The organism is Levilinea saccharolytica (assembly GCF_001306035.1).
Classification (GTDB): domain Bacteria; phylum Chloroflexota; class Anaerolineae; order Anaerolineales; family Anaerolineaceae; genus Levilinea; species Levilinea saccharolytica.
On record NZ_LGCM01000028.1, the window covers coordinates 43,752 to 63,650 of the forward strand.

Below are 19,899 nucleotides of genomic sequence, written 5' to 3' on the forward strand. Positions count from 1 at the left end.
TAAAATCAAAATATGCATATCCTCATCGTTCACCAGGCATTTGCCGCTTTGGATGAAGCCGGCGGGACGCGCCATGTGGAAATGGCTCGTTACCTCGTCGCTCGCGGCCATCAGGTCACCATCATCTCTTCGCCCGTCTCTTATCTGACCGGCAAATCGCGCCAGCAAAAAACTGCCTGGGTAGACCGCAGCCAGCCCGAACCGGGCATCACCATTCTGCGCACCTACACGTATGCCGCCCTGCATAAAAGCTTCGTCCACCGCGTTTTTAGCTTCCTCAGCTTCATGCTTTCCTCGTTTCTGGTGGGGCTGGGCGTCCGTCATGTCGATCTGGTGTGGGGCACTTCTCCGCCCATCTTCCAGGGCGTCACCGCCTGGCTGCTGGCCCGCCTGAAAGGCGTCCCTTTCCTGTTTGAAATTCGCGACCTCTGGCCGGCCTTTGCCATCGCCGTGGGCGTGCTCAAGAACCCCCTCATCATTCGCATGTCCCTCTGGCTGGAAAAGTTTCTCTACCGCCGCGCCGACCGCGTCATGGTCAACTCGCCCGGGTACGTGGATCACGTCACCCAGCGGGGCGCGCGTTGGGTGGAACTGGTTCCCAACGGCGTTGACCCCGAAATGTTCCCGGCTGTCCCTGGCCCCAACCCCTTCCGGCAAGCCAACCACCTCGACGGCCGCTTTGTGGTGCTGTATGCCGGGGCGCACGGCCTTTCCAACGACCTGGAAATCGTCCTGCAAAGCGCAGACCTGCTGCGCGATCAGCCCCATATCCTGTTTGCCCTGGTGGGTGACGGCAAAGAGAAAGCCGCCCTGCAGGCCTACGCCCGCGAACACCAGCTCAGCAACGTGGCCTTCTTCCCGCCGGTGCCCAAAACGAAAATGGCCTCCGTCCTGGCCGCCGCGGATGCCTGCCTGGCCATCCTCAAACCCATCGAACTCTACAAAACTACCTATCCTAACAAAGTATTCGATTATCTCGCCGCGGGCAAACCCGTGGTGCTGGCTATTGACGGCGAAATTCGCAAGGTGGTGGATCAGGCCGGCGCGGGGGTCTTTGCCCAGCCCGGCGACCCCCAGGCCCTGGCCCAGGCCGTCCGCACCCTGGCCTCCGACCCCCAAGCCGCCCAGCGCATGGGCGCGGCCGGACGAGCCTACGTCTCCGTTCACTTCAACCGCGCCGTGCTCTCCGACCAGCTAGCTCTGTTATTAGAAGAAATGCGGAGGGTGCATGCCTGAAAAAATCCTGGTGGTGGAAGATGAACGAACCCTGCAGGAAACCCTCGCCTATAACCTCCGCCGCCAGGGCTACGAAGTTGAGCTTGCCAGCGACGGCCCCTCCGCCCTCACCCAGGCGCGCAGTACTCAGCCCGATTTGATCCTGCTGGATATCATGCTGCCGGGGTTAGATGGTTTTGAGGTCTGCCGCATTCTGCGCCAGGAAATGACCACCCCTGTGCTCATGCTCACCGCCCGCGATGACGAAATTGACCGGGTAGTGGGCCTGGAAGTCGGCGCCGACGACTATTTGACCAAACCGTTCAGCATGCGCGAGCTTCTGGCCCGCGTCAAAGCCCTGCTGCGCCGCGTACGCATCCTGCGCGAAGAATTCAGCAGTTCCACAGCCCCCGCCGAAGCCCCAGCCAAAGTGCTCGTCTTTTCCAATCTGGAAATTGATCAGACTCGCCGGGAAATTCGCCTCAACGGTCAGCCCCTGGCCGTGAAACCCAAAGAATTTGAGCTGCTGCTTTACCTGGCCGAACACCGCGGCCAGGTGCTCACCCGCGACCGCGTGCTGGAAAGCGTTTGGGGCTGGGAGTTTACCGGCGACAGCCGCACCGTGGATGTTCACATCCGCTGGCTGCGCGAGAAAATCGAAACGGACCCCGCAACCCCCTCCCGCATCGTCACCGTGCGTGGGGCCGGTTACCGCTTCGAGGGCTAAAATCATGCGCAACTCTTTTCGCCTGCGTGTCATCCTCTATTCCGCCGCCCTCGTCACCTTGTGTCTGGCTGCGTTCAGCGCCTATATTTACAGCGACATCCGCGCTTCCACACTGGAATCCTTTCGGGCCAACTTACACCACGAAGTCCGCATGGTGGCCTTGCAGTCCGCCGCGCCGCTGGCCCAGGGGCTGCCCAACCCGCAGCTCAGCCAACTCATGGCCGAAAACGCCCGACTCACCGGTGCGCGCATCACCATCATCCTGCCCGACGGCTCAGTCGCCGCCGAAACCTGGAAAGACCCCGCCGATCTGGATAATCACGCCAACCGCCCCGAGTTCATTCAGGCCCTTGCTGGTCAGGAAAATGACCAGATCCGCTACAGCGCCACCCTCAAAAAAGACCTGCTGTATGTGGCTGCCCCCGTTCTGTATCAGAACCAGGTCATCGCCGTCGCCCGCCTGGCCGTCCTCATGGATGACGTCAATCAGGCTCTGTCCAGCGTGTTAAGCCGCATCCTCACGGCCGCCGCCCTCACCGGTCTGGTCGTGATTCTGCTGGCCTCCCTTATGGCCGCCACCGCCCTGCGTCCTCTGCTCCAGCTCACCCAGGCTGTGCAGGCCATCAGCCAGGGGCGCCAAAAGAACATTCAGCCCTCCGCCCGCCAGGACGAAGTCGGCCAGCTCAGCCGTGCTTTCAACCATCTCACCACCCAGTTGAATAACCAGTTGGAAGCCCTCAGCACTGAGCGTTCTAAACTGGAAATCGTCCTCAATCAGATGAGCGACGGGGTCGTGATTGTCAACGAGAGCGGCCAGGTGCTGCTCTCCAACCCCGCCGCCGCGCGCATGTTTGAGGCCGACCTGGACGCGCAGCCCGCCAACCCAACCCTGATCGAAATCGTGCGCAGCCATCATCTGGTGGATCTCTGGCAGCGGTCGCACGCTGCCCAGGAGCCCAAAACCCTCATTCAAGAAATCATCCCCGAACGTCTTTTCGTCCAGGCCACCGCCACGCCCCTCGGCGCGGCCATGCCCGGCTGCACCCTGATGGTCTTCACCGATATCACCCGCCTGCGCCGCCTGGAAACCGTTCGCCGCGATTTTGTCAGCAACGTCTCCCACGAGCTGCGCACCCCGCTGGCTTCGCTGAAGGCCCTCACAGAAACCCTGGATCAAGGCGCTCTCGAAGATCCCCCCGCCGCCCGACGCTTCCTGAGCCGCATGGATCAAGAAATTGACAACCTTATCCAGTTGGTGCAGGAGTTTTTGGAATTATCCCGCATCGAATCCGGGCGCGTCCCGCTGGAACGGTCTGCCGTTTTCCCCCAGCACATCACCGCCCCGGCCGTAGAGCGCATGCATTTGCAGGCCGAACGGGCCGGCCTGACCCTCGAAGATCTCACCCCCACAGACCTGCCCACTGTCCTGGCCGATTCCACCCGTCTGCAGCAAGTTCTGGTGAACCTCATCCACAACGCCGTCAAATTCACCCAGCCCGGCGGAAAAGTGCAGGTGGGGGCTTACTCCGAAGGGCAGCAGGTGGTCTTCTACGTGCGCGACACCGGCGTGGGCATCGCCCCCGACAGTCTGAACCGCATCTTTGAACGCTTCTACAAAGCCGACCGCGCCCGTTCCGGCGGCGGCACCGGTCTGGGCCTGTCCATCGCCCGCCACCTGGTGGAACTGCACGGCGGCCGCATCTGGGCCGACAGCGTTCAGAGCCAGGGCAGCACCTTCTACTTCTCCTTAACCACCGCCTGACCCACCCGCTCACCCTCAAGCCTTCAACACAGAAGCCGCGCGCTTCTGTGTTTTTTTGCCTTTTCTCAAACCATTCCTTTACCTGTTGTTAACAAAATCCTCTCAATCCGTTAAACGCGTCCCGCTATAGTGATCAAGACAGAAAAATCATCCAATACTTAGGAGAAAACAATCAATGAAACGCCGTTACCAGTTTGTCAGCTTTGCCCTCATCATCACCGCCCTGCTGCTGGCCGCATGCCAGCCCGCGGCCGCCCCCGCCCCCACCCAGGCCCCCGCCGCAGTGGAACAGCCCACCTCGGCCACTGCTGAACCCACCGCCGCCCCGGCTGAACCCACCGCCGAGCCCGTTCCCGTGGAAAGCGGCATTCTGCCCGAAGTGGACCCCGCCGCCCTGTCGGGAACGATCTACGCAGCTGGTTCCTCCACCGTGTATCCCCTTTCAGAAGCTGTTGCTGAGCAATTCAAGGCCGACGGTTTCGCGGGTGAGATCAAAATTGACTCTATCGGTTCCGGTGCCGGTTTTGAACGTTTCTGCAAGAGCGGTGAATCCGACATCGCTAATGCCAGCCGCGGCATCAAAGACTCTGAGGTCGAGAACTGCAAAGCCATCAGCCGCACCCCCATCGAATTCCGCGTCGGCACGGATGCCCTCTCGGTGGTCGTCAGTAAAGAGAACACCTTCCTCACCGACCTCACTCTTGAGCAGTTGGCCGTCATCTTCTCCGATAAAGCCGAAAAATGGTCGGATGTGGATCCCTCCTGGCCCAATGAGCCCATCCTGCGCTTCACCCCTGGCACCGACTCGGGCACCTTTGACTTCTTCGTCGAAGAAGTGATCCAGAAGCCTGCCAAGATCGAAAAGCTCGACGAAGCCAAGAAGATCGTGCTCAGCGCCAAGAACCTGCAAACCTCCGAAGACGACAATGTTCTGGTTAAAGGCATTGAAGGCAGCCCCTACGCCATTGGGTACTTCGGGTTCGCCTACTACCAGGCCGAAGCCGCCAATTTGAAAGCCCTCTCCATCAACGGCGTCAGCCCCACCTTTGAAACCGCCGAATCGGGCGAATACAAACTGGCTCGCCCCCTCTACATCTACTCGGATGCGGGCGTCCTCAAATCCAAACCCCAGGTGGCCGGTTTCATCCACTACTACCTCACCTTTGTGAATGATGTCATCGGCGACGTGGGTTACTTCCCCGCTTCGGAAGAAGCGCTGACCGCTGCCCAACAGGCCCTGGCCGACGCTCTGAAATAACTTCTCCTTATGGGGTCGAGGCTGGCCGCCGGAGGGCAGCCAGCCTCTCGCCCCATCTATCGCTTTTTGCATAACTTGCTGATCAAAAAAGGCTTACGCATGGAACATCCCCCCACCGCCCTGCAGATTTCAGCGGCACAAGTGGAATCGATTCATTCCCGGCTCAAAAAGCGTCCGCGCCACTCGGAAAATCTGATCCAGGCCGCGCTTTTCATCGCCGGGGCGATTTCCATCCTGACCACTCTCGGCATTCTCTACGAACTGGGCAAAGAAGCCTTACTGTTCTTCGCCAGCCCTGAAGTCAACTTGTTGGATTTTCTCACCGGGACCAAGTGGCAGCCCTCCATCGGTCAGTTTGGCGTCCTCCCCCTGGTGAATGCCACCCTCATGACCAGCTTCATCGCCATGCTCATCGCCCTGCCTCTGGGTCTGGCTGCCGCTATTTACCTGTCTGAATACGCCTCCCCGCGCAGCCGCAAAATCCTCAAGCCCATTCTGGAAATCCTGGCCGGGGTGCCCACCGTGGTCTACGGCTACTTTGCCCTCACCTTCATGACCCCTCTCCTGCGCGCTGTGCTGGGTGCGGACAATGTGCAAATCTACAACACCCTCTCGGCGGGTCTGGTGATGGGCATCATGATTCTGCCCCTGGTGTGTTCCATGAGCGAAGATGCTCTCAGCTCCGTCCCCCATTCTCTGCGCGAAGCCTCGTTTGGCCTGGGCGCCACCCGCCTGGAAACCACCCTCAAGGTGGTCGTCCCCGCGGCCCTCTCCGGCATCATCGCCGCCTTCATCCTGGGCGTCTCCCGTGCTGTAGGTGAAACTATGATCGTGGCTGTGGCCGCTGGCTCCGGACCCAATTTCACCTTTAACCCCCTGCAAGGGGCCGAGACCATGACCGGCTACATCGCCCGCATCAGCGGCGGCGACCTGGCCTACGATACCCCCGATTACAATTCTATCTTTGCCATTGGCCTGCTCCTCTTCCTCATCACTCTCGGCCTCAACATCCTCAGCCGCCGCCTGGTGGCCCGTTACCGCGAGGTGTACGAATGATCCCTGACCCATTTGCCGTCAAAGATCCTCGTCTGGCCCAGCACCTCCAGCAGCGCCACCGCGCCTCTCGGCTTTGGAAATATGTCTTTTTCCTTTCTATCTGCATTGGCCTGATTGCGCTCTCCACCTTGCTGTGGACGGTGATCAACCAGTCCTTTGGCTATATCGCCGAGGTCAACAAGGTGGAACCGTCCGCTTTGGCCGACCGCCCCCTGGAGCAGCTTTCCGAAACCGAGCTGACCGACATCTTGCGCCAGCGCCTCACCAAGCTGCGCCTGCGCGCCCTGGAACGAGAAAAGCCTTTCGACCAGCGCACACATGCCGATTTGCTCACCCTGACCTATGAACAGGTCGTGCAGCCCAAAATCGTGGCCACCTGGACGCTGTCTGAATCCCTGTTTCAGAAAGAAAACGTCCAGGCTGAGGTGAATAAACGTTTCCCTGGGGCTGCCCTCACCTTCCGCGCCTGGCTCAATCGGTCCTTCCTTCAGAACAGCATGTCCTCTCAGGCCGGCCTGGCCGGGGTGCGTACCGCCCTGCTGGGTTCAATCCATATCATCCTCATCACCATCCTATTTGCCTTCCCCATCGGTGTGGGCGCGGCCATTTATCTGGAAGAGTACGCCGACCGGCGCTACTGGTTCAACCGCATCATCCAGACCAACATCGAGAATCTGGCCGGGGTTCCCTCCATCGTCTACGGCATTCTGGGCCTGGCCATCTTCGTCCGCGCCCTTTCGGGGCTCACCAGCGGGGCCTGGTTCGGCACACCTACTGATAACGGCCGCACCATCCTTTCCGCTGGGCTGACCATGGGTCTGCTGATTCTGCCCATCCTCATCATCAACGCGCAGGAGGCTGTGCGCGCCGTGCCCAACTCACTGCGCCAGGCAGCCTACGGCCTGGGGGCCACCCAATGGCAGACCATCTGGCACCATGTTCTCCCCAATGCCCTGCCCGGCATCCTCACCGGCGCCATTTTGGCCGTCTCGCGCGCCATTGGCGAAACCGCCCCGCTCATTTTGGTGGGCGCTTCCACCATGCTCACCAGTGACCCCAACGGCCCCTTCTCCTACTTTACAGCCCTGCCGATTCAAATCTATAATTGGACCACGCGCCCGCAAAGTGAGTTCCGCAACATCGCCGCCGCGGCCATTTTGGTCCTGCTCATTACCCTGCTGTCCCTCAACGCCGTAGCCATTTTGTTCCGAAACCACTTCAGCAAGAGAGTATAATGGTCACCATGTCCATGTCTCCCAACCAGGATTATGCCATCGAGGCCCGCGACCTCAGCTTTTATTACGGCAGCTTTCGGGCGGTCAAAAACGTCCACCTAAAAGTCGTCCCTCGCCAAATCACCGCCATCATCGGCCCCTCCGGCTGCGGCAAAAGCACCGTGCTGCGCGCCTTCAACCGCATGAATGACTTCGTGCCCACTGCCCACATTGACGGCAGCATCTTATTTCACGGCAAAAACATTTACGATCCAGATGTAGACCCCGTCCAAATTCGCCGACTCATCGGCATGGTGTTCCAAAAGCCCAATCCCTTCCCCAAATCCATCTATGACAATATCGTTTGGGGCGCCAAGATCAACGGCTTTCGCGGCAATCAGGACGACCTGGTGGAAGAAACCCTGCGCAAAGCCGCCCTGTGGGATGAAGTTAAAGATAATCTCAAAAAGAGCGCCCTGGCTCTCTCCGGCGGTCAGCAGCAGCGCCTGTGCATCGCCCGCGCCCTGGCGGTTCAGCCCGAGATCATCCTCATGGACGAACCATGCTCCGCTCTGGATCCCATTGCCACCCTCAAAATCGAAGACCTGATGCGCGAGCTTTCCAAAACCATCACCATCATCATCGTCACCCACAACATGCAGCAAGCCGCGCGCGCCTCGGACCAGACCGCCTTCTTCACAATGGATGAAGACCGCGCCGGTCTTATGGTAGAATTTGGAGCAACCCAGCAAATCTTCACCAACCCCAAAGATAAACGCACCGAAGATTACATCACCGGGCGCTTTGGATAATCCTGCCCCATCAGCAGGCTGGCGCTTTCCAGGTTGGAAAGCCCCCCGTCACCTTCTGATCCGATTGAACGAGGTCACCTATGACGCGTGAGACGTTGGATCGTCAGATCCATCACATTCAAGATGAAGTCCTGCTCTTGGGAAGCATGGTGGAACAGGCCATGCTCAAATCCGTTGACGCCCTCAAGCGCCGCGACTTAAAGGCATCCCGCACCCTTTACGAAGAAGACGCCCTGATCAATGAAAAGCGTTTCGCCATCGAAAACGCCATCCTTATTCTGATCGCCACCCAGCAGCCCATGGCCCGCGACCTGCGCAGCCTGGCCGCCATGCTGGAGGTCATCACCGAACTGGAACGCATGGGCGATTATGCCAAAGGCATTGGCAAGGTCAATATTCGCCTCGGCGATCACACCATCCCCATCCCTTATCGTGAAATTGACCTGATGGCCGACCTGGCGGTCAGCATGCTGCACCGCTCCCTGAGCGCCTTCATCAATGAAGATGCCGGTCAGGCTTCTGCCATCCCCCTGGAAGATGACAAAGTGGACGACCTCTACAACCACGTCACCCGCAGCCTGGTCAACGCCATGATCGCCAACCCCGAAAATATTGACGCGGCCAACCTGCTCATGTGGGTGGCCCACAATCTGGAACGTATGGCCGACCGCGTCACCAACATCTGCGAACGCACCGTCTTCATCGCCACCGGCGAGCTGTTGGAGCTGGAATCCAACGATGACGACCTGGATGACGACCGAGAATAACCCCACACACCTGTGCCACCGGCGGCTCCCCCGCCGGTTTTTTTTACCAATTTTCCAGGGCAGCGCCCCCCCGGATTTGTGCTTTTATCACCCCCTTGCTATAATTTCTTAAAGGAAATGCACCCATGAAAAAGAACCTCTCCCCCCACCTCTGTGCCTATGCTGCCGATGTCCTCAACCGTCATTGGACCGCCCTCCTCACAGAGATGGAAGGGGTCCACGACCTTGCCGATATTGAACACGTTCACCGCATGCGCGTGGCCACCCGCCGCCTGCGGGCGGCTTTGCCCATTTTTTCCATTTGTTTCCCCGCCAAAAAAGTGGCCCAATGGACCGGCGACATCCGCCAGATCACCCGCGCCCTGGGGGCCGCGCGCGACAGCGACGTTCAAATTGAACTCCTCACCCAGATCCTCGCCTCCCTTCCCGAAACTCGCCTGCGCCCTGGGATGCGCCGTCTGCTTCTGCGGCGGCGGCAGGCGCGCACAGCCATCCAGCCCAAAGTGGTTCAGGCCGTCGAAGATTTCCACGAATCCCCCACCCTCACCTCTTTACCGGCGGCTCTCACCCCCCATCTGCCCCCGCCGGAGGCCGAATCCTCCGTCCTCACCTTTGACCATGCCCTCTACGCCCTGGCCGCCGAGCATATTCAGGCCCGCCTGGAGGAATTCCTGTCTTTCGAGTCTCACGTGGCCTACCCCGACCATGCCGAAGAGCTGCACGCCATGCGCATCGCCGCTAAAGGACTGCGCTACACCCTGGAAGCCTTTGCCCCCTTGTACGCCGATCAGCTCAAAGACGAATTGAAGGCCCTGCGCGCGTTTCAAGATACCCTCGGCGCGCTGCACGACGCCGATGTCTGGCTGGCGGAGCTGCCCCGTTTTGCCGAAAAAGAGCTGCGCCGCACCGAAAAATTCTACGGCTCTGCCCGTCCCTTCCGCAGCCTGCGCCCGGGTCTGGAGTATTTCGCTCTAGACCGCGCCAGTGAACGCGAGCGCGTCTATCAAGAACTGGTGCGCCTGTGGGATCAAACCCAAACCCGCGGGCTGTGGCCTTCTCTCCTCGCCCAGGTGCAGCTTCCCCTTCTTCGGGCTGAGGATCTCTACCCCGCTGTCCAGCCCACCCCGCCAGACGAAGCATGATCATCGCCGTCATCGCCGACATCCACGCCAACCTGCCTGCCCTGCGTGCCGTGCTCAAACACGCTCGTGCCGCTGGGGCCGGCCCCATCTGGAACGTTGGCGATCACCTCGGCTACGGCCCCTTCCCCTCCGAAGTGGTGGATGCCATCCAGAAAAAACGCTTCGTCAACATCCTGGGCAATTACGATGCCAAAGTCCTGCGCGTGCCTGACAATGGCCATGTGCGCAAGACCAACCGCTGCAAACTGCGCGAACTCGCTTTCTCCTGGGCTTATGAAAATTTGACCCCCGCCCAACGCAGCTACCTCCAATCCCTGCCCGCCGCGCTGCGCCTGACTCTGGGCCCCTGGCGGGTGCTGCTGGTGCACGGCAGTCCGGCCTCCCCCACCGAACACATCTCACCCTCACTGCCTCCCGACCGCCTGCAGGAGCTGGCCGCCCTGGCCGAAGCGGACCTGGTCATCTGCGGGCATACCCACCGACCCTTCCTCACCCAGGCGGGCGGCACCTGGTTTCTCAACCCCGGCAGCGTCGGCCGCCCCGACGACCGCGACCCGCGCAGCGCCTATGCCCTCCTCACCCTCACCCCTTCCGGGGCCCTTTCAGCGCGCTTCTTCCGTCTGCCCTATGACTGCCAAAAGACTGCCGCAGCCGTGCAAAAGAAAGGCCTGCCGCCGGAATTTGCGCAGATGTTCCTGCAAGGCTGCGCCCTGGATGACATCCTCGATCAGCAGTCGCTCTCCGAACAGGCCGCCCTGCTTCCGCCCCCGCCCCAATCCTGCCCAAATCCGCCCCCCCAGGGGGTATAATCAACCCGTTCAGCCCATCTTAATCCCCGGTCGAGGTTCTCTTGATTGCTACCATCTCCCAGCGCATTTTAGAAAATATCCAGAAAGTGATTGTTGGTAAAGAAGAAACCATCCGCCTGCTCCTCACCGCCGTGCTTTGTGAGGGTCATGTTCTGCTCGAAGATGTCCCCGGCACCGGCAAAACCACCCTGGCCAACGCGCTGGCGGCTTCGCTGGGCTGCTCTTTCCGCCGCATCCAGTTCACCCCCGACCTGCTGCCCTCGGATGTCACCGGTTTGTCCTGGTTTAACCAAAAAATCCAGGAATTTGAATACCGCCCCGGTCCCATCATGGCTCAAATCATCCTGGCGGATGAAATCAACCGCGCCACCCCGCGCACCCAGTCTTCCATGCTGGAAGCCATGCAGGAACGTCAGGTGACCGGCGAAGGCGTCTCCCGCCCGCTGCCGCGCCCCTTCATCGTCCTCGCCACCCAGAATCCGGTCGAATTGGAAGGCACTTTTCCCCTGCCCGAAGCCCAGCTCGACCGTTTTCTCCTGCGCCTGCCCATTGGCTACCCCTCGCAGGAAGAAGAAAACGCCATTCTGGATCGTTTTCGCTCCGCTGACCCGTTGGCCGACCTGCAGCCGGTCACCAGCCCGCAGGAGATCGTCGACCTTCAGCAGCGCCGCCGCGAAATCCGCGTGGAGAATTCCGTCCGCGATTACATCGTGCGCATCGCCCGTGCCACCCGCGAAAACCAGGATATTCAGCTCGGCGCCAGCCCGCGGGCCTCATTGGCGCTGTATCAAGCCGCACAGGCCTGGGCCGCCATCCACAGCCGTGATTTTGTCATCCCTGATGACGTCAAATTCCTGGCGCCCTTCATCCTCTGCCACCGCATGATCATCTCCCCCCAGGCCCAACTCCGCGGCCGCACCACCCCCGAGCTGGTCGCCGATATCGTTGCCGCCGTGCCCGTTCCGGTCGAAGGCTGATCGTGCGCCCTCGCGACCTGTTGTCCAAATGGGACAACTTGCTCTTTCTGGTCTTTATCTTTGCCGTGCTCTTCCGGCAGGTCTGGCTGATTGCCTTTTCGGTGGCTGTCTCAGTGGTCTTCACCGCCGCGCGCATTTGGAATTACTACGCACTCAGCCGCATCACCTACCGCCGTCTGTGGCGCTACCGCCGCGGGTTCCCCGGCGAATCCCTCACCGTGCGCATCCTCACCGCCAACGAGAAAATTCTGCCCCTGCCCTGGCTGCGCACCACCGACCCCTGGCCGCTGGCGGTCGGCCCGCAGGATGAAACCCTGCTCTCCCCTTCGCACATCGCCGATCAGGGCAATCTGGTCAACCTGTATTCCCTGCGCTGGTTCGAAAAAGTGGAACGCACGGTGGCCCTGCAGTTACGCCAGCGCGGCATCTATGACCTCGGCCCCACCCAACTGCAGTCCGGCGATCCTTTCGGCCTGTTTGATAACGCCGTTGAACATGACAACCAGGAATATCTCACCGTTTTTCCAGAGGTGCTGCCCCTGGAACGCCTGAAACTGGACGCCGAAGATCCCTTTGGCGACCGGCGCGCCCGCCGCCGCCTGGTGGAAGATCCCACCCTGCCCATTGGCGTGCGTGATTATCACCCCGAAGATGATTTCCGCCACATCCATTGGCCCGCTACAGCCCGCAGCGGTCAAATGCAGGTGCGCATGTTCCAGCCTGTCTCCTCTCAAGTCATGGTGGTCTGCCTGAACGTGTCCACCTCCGAACAGCCCTGGCTGGGCACGTACCATACCATGCTGGAGCAGCTGGTCAAAGTCACCGCCACCCTGGTGGTGCATGGGGTCGAAGACGGCTACGCGGTGGGGCTGATCTCCAACGGCTGCCTGGCCCACGCCGACCGCCCCTTCCGCATCCTGCCGGGGCGCTCGCGCGACCAGCTTTCCCTGCTGCTGCAAACCCTGGCCGCTGTCACCCCCTACACCACCACCCCTTTTGAGAAATATCTGGTCAAGGCCGCGTCCAATTTGCCCTACGGCGCCACCCTGCTCATCGTCACCGCCCTGGTGACCCCGGCCCTGCTGGAAACCCTCATCTCCATCCGCCGCTACCGCACCCACACCACCCTCATCTGCCTGCAAGCTGCCCCTCCGCCCACCATCCCCGGCGTGCGCGTGCTGCACCTGCCCTTTTCACCATGACGCCGCCCACCCTTTCGCAAGTCCTCGCCGAAACCTTCGACCCCCAGCGCCTGCGCACGCAGGTCTGGTCCGAAATTGCCACTTTCTCGATGCTCATCGCCGAACTGTCGTGGATCGCAGCCTGGTACGGCGCGGTTCTGCTCAGCCAGGGCGGGTGGCTGCCCGCCTACGCGGTCTTGGGCGCTGTCACGCTGACCACACACATCCTCGTGCGCGTGCTCAACGCCCTGGAACTGCGCAGCCTGTACCGCATACCCGCTGTCCTGCTCTGGATTCTCTTCTCCGTTCTGGTCACCCTCAAACTGCTCCTCTATCCAGATCAGCCGCTGGGTGTGGGTGATCTGCTCTACCGTTCGGTTCAATTTCTAGTGGATCCCAATTCCGACCTGCGCGAGATCTTCCACCACTTCATCCTCCTCCTGCTCATCCTGCGCGGCCTGCGCATCGCCCGCGAGCCCGCCGACACCCTCACCACCGCCGCCAGTTTTCAGTTGGGCCTCTTCATGTTTCTGGTTTTTGGCCTGCTCCTCTCCGGCTCGCCCCTGGCCCAGCGCCCGCAGACCTACATCGCCCTGTACATCTTTTTGCTCTTCAGCCTCTTTGCCATGTTCACCGCCCGCATCGCCAGTCTGCGCGGCCTACGCGGCGGGCGCACGCCCGTGTTTAACCGCGGCTGGGCCTTGGGCGTGCTGCTCATCGGCCTCATCGTGGTCGCCGTAGGCGTGTTCTCTGGCTGGGCCCTCAGCGGCCAGTTGGGGCAGTGGATCGTCCAGCTCATCCTGGCCCTCACCGGGATCATCACCTTCCTGATCTTGCTGATTCTTTCCCCCCTTTTGCTGCTGCTGGCCCGCTGGATTCCCATGCTCATCGCCCGTTTTCAGAAGAATCTGGCAGACCCCATCAACGCCTGGCAGCAGTCCATGCAGGAATTCTTGCAGCACCAAAGTGAACAGGCTGCCGCCCATACCGAATGGGTCACCACCGGCCGCAACCTGGGGATCATCCTCTTCGCCCTGATCATCCTGGCTTCCATTCTGGGTGCCCTGCGCTGGCGGCAGCTGCGCATTCAGGCCGCCGCCGAAAAAGGCGACCCCAGCGGACGCCTGGGGCCTTTGACCCCCTGGGAATTTCTCACCGGCCGCCTGCGCTCCAGCCGCGACCTGAACCGTGCCCGCCGCCTGTTGGCTGCCGCCCGTATCCGTTGGGTGTACGCCCAGCTCATGGATCTGTGCGAAGACCTGGGCACCCCTCGTCCGCCGGCCCTGACCCCGCTGGAATTCATCCCCCGCGCCGCGGTGCTCTTCCCCGACCATCTCGCTGGCCTGCAAACCCTCACCCAAGCCTACCTGCGCGTGCGCTACGGCGAACTGCCCGAAACTCAGGAAGAGGTAGACGCCGTCAATGCCGCCTGGGAAACCGTGCAGGCCGCCGGAAAGGCGCAGCTCCAGGCGCGCCGGAAACTGCCTAAAAATTAGTCGAATGGGTGAGCCGTTTTGTGAAAAGCGTTAGAACGGCAGCAGATCCAAAAGCCCTGCGCCCCCATAGGCAAACACCAGCATTTTAAGAATTTTGCCGATCCAGCAAAACAAGAGAAACTTCCACAACGGCATACGCATGGCCCCCGCCACGATTCCAGCGATATCAAAGGCCGGGTTGGGAACGAAGGACAGCAGCAGCACCGCCCAAATTCCGTAGCGCCGCATCCAACCCTCCACCCGCGGATACCACCCCGCCCGCGAGGCCAACCCCCGTCCGCTGAAACCCGCCAGATAGCCCGAAATTTCCCCCAGTGCCGCCCCGCTGCCCGCCGCCATCGCCACCCAAAACGGGTCAAACACCGCCCCCATCGCCGAGGTCAAAATTACCCCCGGCAGCGGAATCACCAGGCTGGCGTTGGCCAGCAGCGAAAACAAGAAAATGCCTGGATACCCATAGCCTTCCAGGTCCGCGATGCGGTCTCGAATCAAGACCAGATAAATTGTCAGCCCAACCACCAGAACAAAAATGAGAATACGGATGATCTTCTGACGTGTGTCGGACTCCATGCAGATCAATCCTCAGCCGAGAGCAGGGCTTCAATCCGCGCGATCACCATATCCAGCGCCACCGCGTTGAACCCGCCCTCAGGAATAATCACATCTGCATACCGTTTCGAAGGCTCCACAAAGTCCATGTGCATCGGCCGCACCGTGCTCAAATATTGAGAAATTACGTTCTCGGTCGAACGTCCGCGCTCGATCAAATCGCGCTGAAGCCGCCGGATAAAGCGCAAATCCGCGTCGGTATCCACGAAAATCTTCACATCAAACACTTTGCGCAGCTCCGGCTCGGCAAAAATAAGGATGCCCTCCACCAGGATCACCGGCCGCGGCTCCACCCTCAGGGTGCGGTCGGTGCGCGTGTGGATAGTGAAATCGTAAATCGGCAAATCCACCGGCTCCCTGCGCTTGAGCTGCATGATGTGCTGCAGCATCAAATCCGATTCCAGCGAATTGGGATGGTCAAAGTTCACCTCCCGCCGCTGCACCTCCGGCAAATGGGACAGGTCGCGGTAATAGGCGTCGTGCGGCAAATAGGCAATCCGCAGCGGCCCTACCCGGTTTAAAATCGAGTTAGCAACGGTCGTCTTGCCCGACCCCGACCCGCCCGCAATGGCAATCACCAGAGGTTCGCGTGTATTTTTCATGCCGCCATTATACCCGATGCCGTTTTACCACACGGCAAATTGCAGCCACATAATTCCTGCCGCCAGGGTGACAATCGTCACCAAAAGCCCCACACGCGTGTACTCCCAAAAGCCCATGTGAATCCGCGCGCTGCCGGCGATTTCGGCCACAATCAGGTTGGCCACCGACCCCAACAAGGTCAAATTTCCCGCCAGGGTCGAAGCCACCGCCAGAGTCAGCCAGCCCGCCGTTGGCGAATGCAGCTGCATCACCACCGGCTTCAGCAGCAGCACCGCCGGGACGTTGGACACCAGGTTGCTGAGCACCAGCGTGGTCAGCGAAAACTGCCAGATGCCCGTATCCGGCGAAAGCCCCGCCAATCGGAAGAGTTCCCCCGCCACACCGTTGGCCTCCAGCGAACCCGTCACCACAAACATGGCCGCAAAAAAAGCCAGCAGCCCCCAGTTGATCTCATAAAATACGTGTTCCGGCGACACGCGCCGCGTGAACAGCAGCGCGCAGGCCGCTAGAAAAGAGGCTTCGGCCACCGGCGCGCCCAGCAAAAACGCTGTCAAAAGCCCGCCCGTCACCACCAGACTCTTGATCAGCAGCGGCCGGTTCAGTTCCAGGGGCTGCTCGGTCAAATCGCCCAGCGCCTCGCGCCGGAACTCGCCAGGATAGAACCAAATCACCACCCCCCACACCACCACCAGCCCCATCACAGCTACCGGCAGCAGCGGCAGGGCAAAATCCAGGTACGAGATACCCGATGCCGTGCCGATGATCATATTCTGCGGGTTCCCCGTCAGCGTTGCCGCCGAACCGATGTTTGAAGCCGTCGCCAGGGCAATGAGGTACGGCAGCGGGTTGCGCCGTGCCCCCTGGGTGATCTGCACCACCAGCGGGGTGAACATCAGGCAAATGGTATCGTTCAGGAACAGCGCGCTCAGCAGCCCCGCCAGGGCAATTTCCACCGCCAACAAGATCCGCGGCGAACGCGCCGTCTTTAAAAGTCCCCGGCCTGCCAGTTGAAAAAAGCCCGCCATCTGCAAATTCGCATTCAGGATCATCATCGAGAACAGCAGGATGAGCGTATCCAGGTCCAAAAAATCCCCCAGCGCTGAAAATGCCACCTGACGGGTGGCGATGAGCAGCCCGGCGCCCATCAGCGTAATCGTGGTACGGTTGGCGCGCAGCCCCGGCCAGCGCCCCACCGCAATCCCGATATACGTCACGGTCACAATGATCAGCGTAATCCAAAAATCCATCCAGCCAGCCCTCCAAAGCGGTGATTCTACTCCAAACCCTCGGGCTTGTGCGAAAGCCGGTGTTTTCCAAGTGGTAATATTTGAATTATTTTGATAAAATAAATAAATATCTGACGGCCCACACATTTCCAACGGAGTGTCATCATGATGTCCGCGCCGCCTTCCAAAATGCCTCTGATCGCCCTGGTGGGTGTAGACGGCTCAGGCAAATCTTCGGTCATACAGGCTTTACAAGCCGAGCTGCAAGCTGAGAATATCCCCGTGCACGTTCTGCACGGGAATAACCTCCTGCCCAAAAACGGCCCCATTACCAATCACCAACACCCGCCGCGCCCTTTCTTTTCCAGCTGTCTAAAAATGCTCTACCGCGCCCTCCGCTGGCTCGGTCACTATTATCTGCATCTTCGGCCGCGCATGAATTCCGGCGTGCTCCTGCTATCCGACCGCCATTATTTCGACGACGTTGCCATTGACCCGCGCAAATACCGCTACGGCGGCCCGCACGCCCTGGTGAACCGTCTGCGCTGCCGTCTGCCCCGCCCCGACCTGTTCATCTTTTTGGATGCGACCCCCGAAGTCCTCCTTTCGCGCAAACAGGAAATCCCTCTGGATGAAGTCGTGCGCCTGCGCGCCGCGTACCAATCCATGCTGGCCTGCCAACCCAACACCCGTCAGGTGGATGCCTCAGCCCCCTTACCCCAGGTGCTGGCCGAGGTGCGCGCCGTCATCCAACCTTACCTTCCCGCCGGTCAAAGTTAAGCTCACCAGCCGCGCCGGAGACTTTGCCCCATCTCGATGAACCAGACGGCCTTCGTGATTTTACCTATACGCAGGTGGATTTTTCCCTCATCCCTTGTCGGGGAAACCACATTTCTGGTATAATACCCCTCGCAGTCGCCACCTTAGCTCAGCTGGTAGAGCAGACGATTCGTAATCGTCAGGTCATGAGTTCGAACCTCATAGGTGGCTCATGCCCGAACCCAAATTTCCGGCAGGCACTTTTTGCCCTGCTGGGAATTTTTTTATTCCCCGTCAACCGACCCCACCCTCGCCCCATAAAGGTATAATCTTTCATATGAACATAGCCATGCTCTCCTATCACACCTGCCCCCTGGCCACCCTCGGCGGCAAAGACACCGGCGGGATGAATGTGTATGTCCGCGAGCTTGCCACCCAACTGGGGCGCATGAAAATTCACGTGGATGTGTTCACCCGTTCCCAGGATGAGCATGTCCCCCACGTGCTCCACGACCTCGGCTTTGGCAACCGGGTTGTGCATGTGCCCGCCGGGCCGGAATACCCCCTGCCCAAATCGGATCTGCCCCAATATCTGCCCACCTACGCCGAATCCATTCGCCGCTTTGCCGAAGAAAAAAACATCCACTACGATGTCATCCATTCTCACTACTGGATGTCCGGCGTCGCCGCATTGGACCTTCAGCAGGCCTGGAACGCCCCCATCGTGCAGATGTTTCACACCCTCGGCCATATGAAAAACCGTGTGGCCCTCACCCCCGCGGAGATGGAAGGCCCCTACCGCGTGGAGGGCGAACAAACCGTCATCCGCGGCGCACAGCGCATCATCGCCGCTACCCTGGCCGAAAAGGCCCAGTTGGAATTTCTGTATCAAGCCGACAAGCGCAAGATCACCATCATTCCCCCCGGTGTAGACACCTCGCGCTTCTACCCCATCCCCTGTGAAGAGGCCCGTGACGTCATCGGCATCCCCTGCGGTGATAACATGATCCTCTACGTGGGGCGCATCGAGCCACTCAAAGGCATTGATACTCTCATCCAGGCCCTGGCGGCCATGCGCTCTGACCCCCGGCTCATTCCCATCCCCCATTACCTCACCATCATCGGCGGCGACCCCGATGTGACCCCTCAGAACATGAGCGCAGAAATGGCCCGCCTGCGCGCCCTGTGCAAAGACTTAGGTCTGAACGATATGGTGCTCTTCATCGGCAAACGCAGCCAGGATACCCTGCCTTATTACTATTCCGCCGCAGAGATTGTGGTGGTGCCCTCGCATTACGAATCGTTTGGCATGGTGGCCCTGGAAGCGATGGCCTGCGGAACCCCCGTGGTGGCCTCTCAGGTCGGCGGCCTGGGCTTTTTGGTGCAGAACGGCGTCAACGGCTATTCCGTCCCCGACCGCGACCCCAACGCCCTGGCAGAGCGCCTCACCCAGCTCATCTGTGACCCCGACCTGCGCGCGCAGCTCGGCGCCCAGGCAGAGGAGTACGCCCAGGCGTACGCCTGGGAAAACATCGCCAGCCGCATGATTCAAGTGTACGAACAGCTGCTTCAGCCCAAACCTGCGCCGCAGACCTAAAGAATCCCCCCGCGAACGATCATTTGCAGGGTAATCATGAAAAAGCACAGCCACAACGCCCCCCACAAACGCGGGATGCGGCGCGTGGTCTTGATTAAGATGAAATAGACCATATACAGCCCGCCCGCGGCGGCCAAAATTCCGTTACCCCAATACACACTCTTGAGCAAATACGACACCTGCCCAAAGTAGTTTTGAATCCCCAAGAACATGGTTCCGGTCCAGAACAGCATGTACGAAAAGGCATAAAAGCGCACCCCCAAGGGCAGCACCCGCCGCCACAGCACGCTCACAATCAGCCCCACCATCAGCAGCATGGTGATCCCAGGCAGACTGATCAGTTCCACCGCCCCCAGGTCGTTGCTGACCATGGTCACCGACCAGGCCAGCAGCCCGCCCGCCATCCCCCACCAGGCCCGCGTCCGTTCACCCCAGCGGGTGACCAGCGAACGCTCCAGACAAAAAATAGAAATCGCCAACAAGACCACAATGTACACCAAAACACCGGCACTGCCGCTCAGGTTTTGCACCGGCCGCATCATCATCGCCACGGTCAACATGCACAAGTAAAGGATGGCCGCCGCGCCCAACCCGTCAATCAGTTTGCTGCGCAGATCGGTTTGCAGCCGCTGCCGCCACGGGGCTGGTGTGACCGCCAGAGTCTCGTCCGTTGGTTGTCCTTCGCTCAT

19 protein-coding genes and 1 tRNA gene are annotated in these 19,899 nt (G+C 60.4%); 16 read left to right on the forward strand and 4 right to left on the reverse strand.

Annotation, left to right across the window (positions count from 1 at the left end; translation table 11 throughout):
• Positions 1–12: 12 nt before the first annotated feature.
• The 13 genes from ADN01_RS07370 to ADN01_RS07430 all read left to right on the forward strand — a co-directional run bounded on the left by ADN01_RS07370 (position 13) and on the right by ADN01_RS07430 (position 14,416).
• Positions 13–1,236, forward strand: coding sequence for a glycosyltransferase family 4 protein (locus ADN01_RS07370; protein WP_062418750.1), 1,224 nt, complete (start codon positions 13–15; stop codon positions 1,234–1,236).
• Entirely contained in the window at positions 1,229–1,942 is a 714-nt protein-coding gene (locus ADN01_RS07375) for a response regulator transcription factor (protein WP_062418751.1), read from the forward strand. The genes ADN01_RS07370 and ADN01_RS07375 overlap by 8 nt, the downstream gene beginning before the upstream one ends.
• Positions 1,943–1,946: 4 nt before the next feature.
• Entirely contained in the window at positions 1,947–3,704 is a 1,758-nt protein-coding gene (locus ADN01_RS07380; protein ID WP_062418752.1) for a HAMP domain-containing histidine kinase, read from the forward strand.
• Between the two features lie 175 nt (positions 3,705–3,879).
• The gene (locus ADN01_RS07385; RefSeq protein WP_075071043.1) at positions 3,880–4,962 is read left to right on the forward strand and encodes a PstS family phosphate ABC transporter substrate-binding protein; all 1,083 of its coding nucleotides are present in this window, start codon (positions 3,880–3,882) and stop codon (positions 4,960–4,962) included.
• A gap of 99 nt (positions 4,963–5,061) precedes the next feature.
• Positions 5,062–6,018 carry a phosphate ABC transporter permease subunit PstC gene (gene pstC / locus ADN01_RS07390; RefSeq protein ID WP_082142834.1) on the forward strand — a complete coding sequence of 319 codons (957 nt, stop codon included), beginning with the start codon at positions 5,062–5,064 and terminating at the stop codon, positions 6,016–6,018.
• On the forward strand, positions 6,015–7,253 hold the full coding sequence (gene pstA, locus ADN01_RS07395; RefSeq protein ID WP_062418754.1) for a phosphate ABC transporter permease PstA: 1,239 nt from the start codon (positions 6,015–6,017) through the stop codon (positions 7,251–7,253). The genes pstC and pstA overlap by 4 nt, the downstream gene beginning before the upstream one ends.
• Positions 7,254–7,261: 8 nt before the next feature.
• The gene (gene pstB, locus ADN01_RS07400; RefSeq protein WP_330218296.1) at positions 7,262–8,044 is read left to right on the forward strand and encodes a phosphate ABC transporter ATP-binding protein PstB; all 783 of its coding nucleotides are present in this window, start codon (positions 7,262–7,264) and stop codon (positions 8,042–8,044) included.
• A gap of 80 nt (positions 8,045–8,124) precedes the next feature.
• Positions 8,125–8,811 (forward strand): phosphate signaling complex protein PhoU, encoded by a 687-nt coding sequence (phoU, locus tag ADN01_RS07405; RefSeq protein WP_062418756.1) that lies wholly within the window; start codon positions 8,125–8,127, stop codon positions 8,809–8,811.
• A 125-nt stretch (positions 8,812–8,936) separates the two neighbouring features.
• Entirely contained in the window at positions 8,937–9,953 is a 1,017-nt protein-coding gene (locus ADN01_RS07410; RefSeq protein WP_062418757.1) for a CHAD domain-containing protein, read from the forward strand.
• Entirely contained in the window at positions 9,950–10,762 is an 813-nt protein-coding gene (locus tag ADN01_RS07415) for a metallophosphoesterase family protein (protein WP_062418758.1), read from the forward strand. Before ADN01_RS07410 ends, ADN01_RS07415 begins: the two co-directional genes overlap by 4 nt.
• Before the next feature lie 41 nt (positions 10,763–10,803).
• Entirely contained in the window at positions 10,804–11,739 is a 936-nt protein-coding gene (locus ADN01_RS07420) for an AAA family ATPase (protein ID WP_062418759.1), read from the forward strand.
• 2 nt (positions 11,740–11,741) lie between these two features.
• Entirely contained in the window at positions 11,742–12,941 is a 1,200-nt protein-coding gene (locus tag ADN01_RS07425) for a DUF58 domain-containing protein (RefSeq protein ID WP_062418760.1), read from the forward strand.
• Positions 12,938–14,416, forward strand: a complete 1,479-nt coding sequence (locus ADN01_RS07430; RefSeq protein WP_062418761.1) for a DUF4129 domain-containing protein — start codon at positions 12,938–12,940, stop codon at positions 14,414–14,416. The genes ADN01_RS07425 and ADN01_RS07430 overlap by 4 nt, the downstream gene beginning before the upstream one ends.
• Positions 14,417–14,446: 30 nt before the next feature.
• On the opposite strand, the gene ADN01_RS07435 is transcribed toward ADN01_RS07430, so the two are convergent.
• Genes ADN01_RS07435 through ADN01_RS07445 form a run of 3 tightly spaced genes read right to left on the reverse strand, consistent with a single transcriptional unit; the run spans position 14,447 to position 16,875 of the window.
• Positions 14,447–14,986, reverse strand: a complete 540-nt coding sequence (locus ADN01_RS07435) for a TVP38/TMEM64 family protein (protein ID WP_062418762.1) — start codon at positions 14,984–14,986, stop codon at positions 14,447–14,449.
• Positions 14,987–14,991: 5 nt separating this feature from the next.
• On the reverse strand, positions 14,992–15,627 hold the full coding sequence (gene udk, locus ADN01_RS07440) for a uridine kinase (RefSeq protein WP_062418763.1): 636 nt from the start codon (positions 15,625–15,627) through the stop codon (positions 14,992–14,994).
• Between the two features lie 24 nt (positions 15,628–15,651).
• Positions 15,652–16,875 (reverse strand): anion transporter, encoded by a 1,224-nt coding sequence (locus ADN01_RS07445; protein ID WP_062418764.1) that lies wholly within the window; start codon positions 16,873–16,875, stop codon positions 15,652–15,654.
• Between the two features lie 144 nt (positions 16,876–17,019).
• Here ADN01_RS07445 and ADN01_RS07450 point away from each other — a divergent pair, with 144 nt between their 5' ends.
• From ADN01_RS07450 to ADN01_RS07460, 3 genes are all read left to right on the forward strand, one after another.
• Entirely contained in the window at positions 17,020–17,634 is a 615-nt protein-coding gene (locus ADN01_RS07450; RefSeq protein WP_062418765.1) for a dTMP kinase, read from the forward strand.
• 137 nt (positions 17,635–17,771) lie between these two features.
• Positions 17,772–17,844, forward strand: a tRNA-Thr gene (locus ADN01_RS07455).
• A 106-nt stretch (positions 17,845–17,950) separates the two neighbouring features.
• On the forward strand, positions 17,951–19,210 hold the full coding sequence (locus ADN01_RS07460) for a glycosyltransferase (protein WP_062418766.1): 1,260 nt from the start codon (positions 17,951–17,953) through the stop codon (positions 19,208–19,210).
• On the opposite strand, the gene ADN01_RS07465 is transcribed toward ADN01_RS07460, so the two are convergent.
• Positions 19,207–19,899 carry a hypothetical protein gene (locus tag ADN01_RS07465; RefSeq protein WP_062418767.1) on the reverse strand — a complete coding sequence of 231 codons (693 nt, stop codon included), beginning with the start codon at positions 19,897–19,899 and terminating at the stop codon, positions 19,207–19,209. The genes ADN01_RS07460 and ADN01_RS07465 overlap by 4 nt on opposite strands.